This is a genomic window from Enterococcus lactis (genome assembly GCF_015751045.1).
GTDB classification, from domain to species: Bacteria; Bacillota; Bacilli; order Lactobacillales; family Enterococcaceae; genus Enterococcus_B; species Enterococcus_B lactis.
In genome coordinates, this window is the sequence record NZ_BNJW01000023.1 from 40,275 (window position 1) to 46,558 (window position 6,284).

13 protein-coding genes and 2 pseudogenes are annotated in these 6,284 nt (G+C 35.6%); 13 read left to right on the forward strand and 2 right to left on the reverse strand.

The annotated features are described in order from the left end of the window. Positions 1–56 precede the first annotated feature (56 nt). From KFO35_RS11560 to ssb, 3 genes are read left to right on the forward strand one after another with little or no spacing between them, the layout of a single operon-like run. A complete protein-coding gene (locus KFO35_RS11560; protein ID WP_002310996.1) occupies positions 57–650 on the forward strand; it encodes a type IV toxin-antitoxin system AbiEi family antitoxin domain-containing protein in 594 nt (197 codons plus the stop codon). Positions 651–662: 12 nt separating this feature from the next. Beyond that, the gene (locus tag KFO35_RS11565; RefSeq protein WP_002310998.1) at positions 663–1,562 is read left to right on the forward strand and encodes a nucleotidyl transferase AbiEii/AbiGii toxin family protein; all 900 of its coding nucleotides are present in this window, start codon (positions 663–665) and stop codon (positions 1,560–1,562) included. A gap of 2 nt (positions 1,563–1,564) precedes the next feature. Beyond that, the gene (ssb, locus tag KFO35_RS11570; RefSeq protein ID WP_142644757.1) at positions 1,565–2,050 is read left to right on the forward strand and encodes a single-stranded DNA-binding protein; all 486 of its coding nucleotides are present in this window, start codon (positions 1,565–1,567) and stop codon (positions 2,048–2,050) included. A gap of 140 nt (positions 2,051–2,190) precedes the next feature. Here the strand turns inward: ssb and comI are convergent, their stop codons facing one another. Beyond that, a complete protein-coding gene (comI, locus tag KFO35_RS14230; RefSeq protein ID WP_008274030.1) occupies positions 2,191–2,295 on the reverse strand; it encodes a competence inhibitor ComI in 105 nt (34 codons plus the stop codon). Between the two features lie 173 nt (positions 2,296–2,468). Between comI and KFO35_RS11580 the strand changes: the two genes are divergently transcribed. From KFO35_RS11580 to KFO35_RS11600, 5 genes are all read left to right on the forward strand, one after another. Continuing rightward, a complete protein-coding gene (locus KFO35_RS11580; RefSeq protein WP_002295623.1) occupies positions 2,469–2,729 on the forward strand; it encodes a hypothetical protein in 261 nt (86 codons plus the stop codon). Between the two features lie 448 nt (positions 2,730–3,177). Continuing rightward, positions 3,178–3,384, forward strand: coding sequence for a hypothetical protein (locus tag KFO35_RS11585; RefSeq protein ID WP_002330430.1), 207 nt, complete (start codon positions 3,178–3,180; stop codon positions 3,382–3,384). Beyond that, positions 3,384–3,635 (forward strand): hypothetical protein, encoded by a 252-nt coding sequence (locus KFO35_RS11590; protein WP_002311001.1) that lies wholly within the window; start codon positions 3,384–3,386, stop codon positions 3,633–3,635. Before KFO35_RS11585 ends, KFO35_RS11590 begins: the two co-directional genes overlap by 1 nt. Positions 3,636–3,650: 15 nt before the next feature. Beyond that, a complete protein-coding gene (locus tag KFO35_RS11595; RefSeq protein ID WP_002330429.1) occupies positions 3,651–3,794 on the forward strand; it encodes a hypothetical protein in 144 nt (47 codons plus the stop codon). Between the two features lie 21 nt (positions 3,795–3,815). Beyond that, positions 3,816–4,088 (forward strand): hypothetical protein, encoded by a 273-nt coding sequence (locus tag KFO35_RS11600; protein ID WP_002300801.1) that lies wholly within the window; start codon positions 3,816–3,818, stop codon positions 4,086–4,088. A gap of 110 nt (positions 4,089–4,198) precedes the next feature. On the opposite strand, the gene KFO35_RS14415 is transcribed toward KFO35_RS11600, so the two are convergent. Continuing rightward, positions 4,199–4,426 carry a hypothetical protein gene (locus tag KFO35_RS14415; protein WP_306173746.1) on the reverse strand — a complete coding sequence of 76 codons (228 nt, stop codon included), beginning with the start codon at positions 4,424–4,426 and terminating at the stop codon, positions 4,199–4,201. A gap of 97 nt (positions 4,427–4,523) precedes the next feature. On the opposite strand from KFO35_RS14415, the gene KFO35_RS11605 reads away from it, so the two are divergent. The 5 genes and pseudogenes from KFO35_RS11605 to KFO35_RS11625 all read left to right on the forward strand — a co-directional run bounded on the left by KFO35_RS11605 (position 4,524) and on the right by KFO35_RS11625 (position 6,144). Beyond that, positions 4,524–4,694, forward strand: a complete 171-nt coding sequence (locus KFO35_RS11605; protein WP_002330428.1) for a hypothetical protein — start codon at positions 4,524–4,526, stop codon at positions 4,692–4,694. Between the two features lie 74 nt (positions 4,695–4,768). Then, entirely contained in the window at positions 4,769–5,164 is a 396-nt protein-coding gene (locus tag KFO35_RS11610) for a hypothetical protein (protein ID WP_002293546.1), read from the forward strand. Positions 5,165–5,213: 49 nt separating this feature from the next. Then, on the forward strand, positions 5,214–5,420 hold the full coding sequence (locus KFO35_RS11615) for a hypothetical protein (protein ID WP_002311003.1): 207 nt from the start codon (positions 5,214–5,216) through the stop codon (positions 5,418–5,420). A gap of 9 nt (positions 5,421–5,429) precedes the next feature. After that, positions 5,430–5,651 (forward strand): annotated as a pseudogene (locus KFO35_RS11620) (DUF2786 domain-containing protein); the annotation flags it as partial. 334 nt (positions 5,652–5,985) lie between these two features. Next, positions 5,986–6,144: pseudogene (locus KFO35_RS11625) on the forward strand (leucocin A/sakacin P family class II bacteriocin). Positions 6,145–6,284 lie beyond the last annotated feature (140 nt).

Sequence of the window (6,284 nt, forward strand, 5' to 3'; positions counted from 1 at the left end):
ATACACTATCATGATACATTTAATGTAGTGTATTTGTAACGAAAGGGGGGAAGTAAATGCAAAAGAAACTGAAAGAATTGTTGGCTATTCGCGATGGAAATTTATCTATGAAGGAAGCCAGAAAATTAGGAATCGCAGCAACCACTGTACAAAGATTGGTGAATCAAGGAAAATTGATCAAAGTTGATCGTGGTTATTATGTAGAGGATGGTCATGGAATAGATGATTTATTTTGGCTTCAGCAACGATTTTCCAGGGGAATCTTCTCTCATGAAACGACTTTAGATATTTACCAGCTTTCTACGAATATGCCGAAATTCATTCACTTAACTTTTCCCCATGGCTATAACGTTGATCGTTCAATTACAAAAGAGCAGCAGTTACAATTTCATTTCGTGAAGAAAGAAGTTTATGAACTAGGAAAAGTAGAGGGAACTTCCTTTCAAGGAAATCCTATTACTATGTATGATAAAGAGCGTACACTTTGTGATATTTGGAATCCGAGATATGAAATTGAATATGAAATGAAATTAGAAGCATTAAAAGAGTACATGGAAGACCCATTGAGAGATCCAAGTAAATTAAGAGATTACATGACAAAACTACATGTAGAAAAAGAAATGAAATACCACATGCAAAGCTTATATTGATGGAGGAAAAAGATGACACCGACACAATTTGCAGCAAAAACAAGAAATTTAGCAAAGAGTACAGGATTAAATGCACAGTTAGTGCAACGGCATTTTATGATGGATCGTCTAATTGAACAAATTTCTGAATCAAAGTACAAAAATGACTTCATTTTGAAAGGCGGCTTTTTATTAGGATCAAAATATGGAATCGATAGAAGGACAACAATTGATATCGATACGACATTTAGAAATAGCAAATTAACTGAAGAAAAATTGAAGAGCATTTTTAATGATTTAACTAGAAAACCCACAAAAGAAGGCATTGTTTTCTCTATTCAAGGAATGAAGGAAACAAGAGAAGCCGATTTTTATCCTGGATTTCAAATTAAATTGGTGGCTAATTTAGAGAAAGTACGTGTACCGTTTAAAATGGACGTGACAACAGGAGATTCTATTTATCCTGAAGTAGATACACACTATCACCAATTAATGTTTGAAGATAAAAAAGTGGAGATTCCAGCTTATCCAACAGAACAAATTATTGCAGAAAAGCTAAGTGCTACGTTCAGCTTTGGCACAGATAATTCGAGAGCAAAAGATTACTACGACTTATTTACCATTCCGAAACTAGAAAATATTGATACGAAAGAGTTATACAAAAGTGTTCGAAATACATTTACAAAACGTGGAGATACAAAGCCTTTATCCTTTTATTATGAAAGAGAAATGGATAAGATCAGGGGAAACGACTATTTGGAAAAGCAGTGGGAAAAATATCGCTCAGTTAACACGTTTGCGAATTCCATTTCATTTGCAGATACAGTCAACGAAATTGATCACCTAATGAAAAGTGTGATCAAAATTGAAAATCAAGAAAGAAAAAGGCAGTTTAAAAGATCACAACAAATGAATCAAGAAACGGAGAGATAAAGATGATTAATAATGTAACTTTAGTAGGACGGTTAACCAAAGATTCAGATTTACGTTATACCGCAAGTGGCACAGCAGTGGCCACTTTTACCTTAGCCGTTAATCGTAATTTCACGAATCAAAACGGCAATCGAGAAGCCGATTTTGTCAACTGTGTGATTTGGCGCAAACCAGCAGAAACGATGGCGACATTAGCTAAAAAAGGCAGCTTGATTGGCGTTGTCGGACGGATTCAAACCCGAACCTACGATAACCAACAAGGACAACGTGTGTATGTGACAGAAGTTGTAGCTGATAACTTTCAACTATTAGAAAGTAAAGCAACGACAGAGAGCCGTGCGCACGCTGATCAATCGTCCAGCAGTCCAAGCCCTACCACCTTTGAACAACGGGATGTAGCTACGCCTAACAACAATGGATTGAACGCTTCACAAAATCCATTTGGCGGACAATCAATCGATATTAGTGATGATGATTTACCATTCTGATTGTAAAAGATCAATAAAGTTGTTATAATGGATACGAAAAGAGGAGTTGCGCTAACAACTCCCCTAACAGCACCGTTTAAGACGGTGACCAGCTTAATATTATTTTTGAAAAATAATCGTCGACCGGCTAAAGCTGACGGTTATTTTTTTTGATTGTTGTTTACAACTGCTAAGATTCCAAAAATGATTGTTGCGATCAAAGAACCGAAACTAATCATTAATCCTAGCGCCGTTTCAACAGGCAAAAGGCTTCTCCTTTCTGTAAGATTTTGGAAGTACGCACATACGCACCACCTCACTTTCAATCGGATAGCCACCGTCACAAACTTTACTGTCTTGATCATTATAGCATATCTAAAATCGAATAAAAATTCTCAATTTTAACTGTTTTTGCTATAATTTTAGCGAGGTGATCGTGATGAACAAATATGTTGGTTTGCTTGATAAAATCCGAGTAATAAAAACACAACCATTATTGGTTCGCTTTACTTTACAAACAATTCATGAATCGATTAATTGTGTAGTTGCAGATATTGAAATTATCGATAAATTGTTAATTATGGATGATGGAAAATACAATATTGCCGTCACAGGTCATTTCAATAAACGGAATCAATTAGTCATTGAATCGATGCAAATTAGAAACCCTGATCATTTTACGCGATCAATGGGCATATAAATAAAAGAAGAGCTGCAATCCTAATGTAGGACTGCAGCTCTTTTTGTTTTACATAGAAACAGGAAGAAAGGGAAAGGCCTATTTAGGAAGGCACAAGCGCCTTCTCAATTGAAAAACCTTTCTCTCACTCCAACCGCCACCGCCGTTCGAGAAGAAAGGAAGTGAACGTTGCACGTTCACTAAGATAAGGGGTCTTGCTTTGTAAGACAAAATAGGAAAAGCTTCCTCTCACCAAAAGGTTCGTTCCTGTTCGCTATCTCTTTATTGATTTGCCAGACCGGCAACAAGTTGCCTTTTATCACCAAAAAGCGACAAGGACAAGGGTAAATGGCACGCTGCGCGCCCTTGTCCTTGTCGCTTTTCGTTGATTCATTCTGGCCAACAAATCAATAAAGAAAGAACTAACGAAAGGAAGTAAAACCTTTCCTAAGAGGAGGCAGAATCAATCATGCGAAAGAAATTTGATTATTGGGGTGTTCCCTTCAGCGAATTATTCCCAAACTATCATGCACCACATACTGTCGAATGCGATTGTGGAGAAAGAGCGAAATGTATCAAAAGCTATTGTTTGTATCAATGTCCAACATGCGGGAAAAAATATACCTTGTCTTATGGCGATTATATTTTGATTGAGGAGAAAGGAAAGAAACGCTGATGAAAACACAACACAAATTATTGACTGTAAAAGAAGTCGTTCAAATTTTGGTGGACAAAGAAGTCATTTCTGAAAAAGTAGCAGAAGCTTTACTTATTCCGCGGTACTGGACGATAGAAACCCCTTTAGTAGAGGATGCACCGACTATGCTATTTGAAGACTTAGTGAAGATTGCAGGATGTGAACTGCATTATCAAGAAAAATTGGAAACTTATGAAAACGAATATTGGTTAACCAAATTAGAGAACTAAAAAGGAGAAAAAAATATGGCTCAAAATTACTATGACGAATTTGTCAAATTACCTTTGGATAAAATGGCACAAAAAATGGAGGATATGACGTTCCTATACAACGAAACACGTGTTCCAAAAAAACATTATAAAGAAAAATTGTCGGTAGCTGTGGAATAAATGATTGAATCAGGTGTCGAAATGAATCTTATTGCGACGTACTATCGAACACTGGAAGAACTGAAAAAGCAAAATGCAAAATGGTTTTTCCAAGCCTTACTATGCTTGGAAGTAGGTGTCAAACCAAGCACTATTAAACCTTCTGAATACCAAGCTTTAGAACTAACGTATGCGAAATTTATCGAAACGAAAAAAGCCAAGACTGTTTCAAGTGAATGGTTAGATTATTTTGAAAATATCAATAAGTATGGCGCATATTACACCATGAAAAAGGAAGACAACGAAAATGAATAAGGTGATTTATCAACTAACAACGGATTCCATATCAACGATTTGAAAGAAAAAAAGGTCAATAATCATTTATACCGAAAAGTGAGAATGTGTGAAATAAGGACAAAAAAAGCCTAGTAACTAAGGGAATGGTTCTTATTTCGCACCAACCGCCCCCGCCGCTTAGGTGGTGCGAAATAAACGGGCAAAGCCCGATAACTTAAGAGAAAGAAGGTGATCCATTTGAACAAGATTATTCCCTTATTGTTAGTACTGTTTGTTGGCGAAATACTTATGCGAGATAGTGCAGCTGTACAGTTAAACCTCGCTGTATTTTTGGTAATACTGGTGTTTTGTTTGATCTTTTGGCGGTTTGTATTAGTCCTCGTGAGTCTACTATTCAAGATGATTGCAGCCATATTTTTCATGGGGTTATTTCGATGAAAGGAGAGAGTACCAATGCCAATTGCAATAGGAAATAAACGGTTACCCGTGACATTAGATGAAAAGAGACAAAAAGAATTGCAGCAACTAAAGCAGAAGTACGACAAAAGTGAATCCAGGATTATGTGTATTGCGTTAGATTTATTGATTGCCAAGAAAAAGCAGGATTTGAGGTACCAGCACTAAGAAAGTGACGTCACTTTTTATACTAAAACCTAAAAGTGATATCACTTTTAGACAATGGAAAAGGTGGAAATAAGATGAAGAAAAAACAAACTAAACTATCGTTAGCAGATATTTTAACACAGTTAACCGCAACTGAAGATGGTGTTGTAGAATTTGAACGATCTGAAATTTCGGTAGTAGATGATCGTTACTTTAAAATGCCTTACTTTTTTGACCAAGCAAAGGTCATTTGCCTTTGTGGCTACGATGGGGTACGTGATTACTTTGGAATTAGAATTACTGAAGAAAAAGTCGTTTGGGTAAACAATCATACAGAATTAGGTGCGCTAGCCTTTGAAGGAACTGTATTGGACAATATCTCTATTGTATTCGAGGAAGAAAGCTTTACGCTTGAATGCGATAAGTTAACCCGATATATCGATCCAAAATTCTATGAGGATAAAAACCTGGCATGGGAACTGGCTTTATAGACAGAGTGCTAGTGCAAGTAAAGGAAGAAAGGAAGAAAGGAAGATCACCATGAAATACAATTTATTAGACCATAAGCGAATGTGGGTAGAGAAATTAGAGGAAGACTTAGAACAGTTGGAATTGTTAGGTCATAATAAGACTTCAACGGTGTATAAAGAAGGACTAAAACGAACGAAAAAAGCACAAAAAGAACTAGCAACACTGGAAAGTAGCGTTCAGAAAAAAGAAGTAGACTTAACATACACTTACCTTTAGGAGTAGAAAATGGCAGACAAGAGAAAAGAAAAGATTCAAAAATTACTGGCGCTTGCGGCGGATGTAAATGATGAGGAATCAATGAGCGCATTAGCCAAAGCCCAGCAATTGATGATGGACTATGATCTTACTGAAGATGAGATTTTCAATTATCATGAGCAGCAACGGATAGAAGCAGTAGAAACGCACGTGATCTATCGTGGACGTCCGCAAAAATGGCTGTATCGTTTATTTAGAAATTAAGATAAAAAAGGCTAGTTAACAGGTTTGTCGACTGGCCTTTTTTGATATGTTTGTACATGTTTTATTGTGTTTTAATTTTTCTCTTTTTTATAGCAAGCTCCTTTTATAATAAATATTCCGAAAAGTGAAGACCATTTTTTATTTATTAAGACTATTATTATTAGTGAGATAAAATTTGATTGATCTTACAGAATATTGGTGACGATTATGACACTAAAGATACTATTTATGAAAATTTTGCAAAAATGTTCTGAAAATTACATATAATTGTTTTATAAAAAAGGGAGGCAATTATATGAAGAAAAAATTTGTTAGTATTTTTATGATTTTAGGAATTGTTTTATGAAGTGTATCTACTTTAGGAATTACAGTAGATGCTGCAACTTATTATGGAAATGGTGTTTATTGTAATACTCAAAAATATTGGGTAGATTGGAGTAGAGCTCGCTCTGAGATTGTTGATAGAGGAGTAAATGGATAGGCTACAATTAACTAGACAGAAAAATTAAGGTGTGTAGACTAGAAGAAAACATACCAGGAGGAATTTTTATGTCTAAGAGAACACGAAGAACTTTTTCACAAGAATTCAAGCAACAAATCGTCAATCTTTACTTAGCTGGA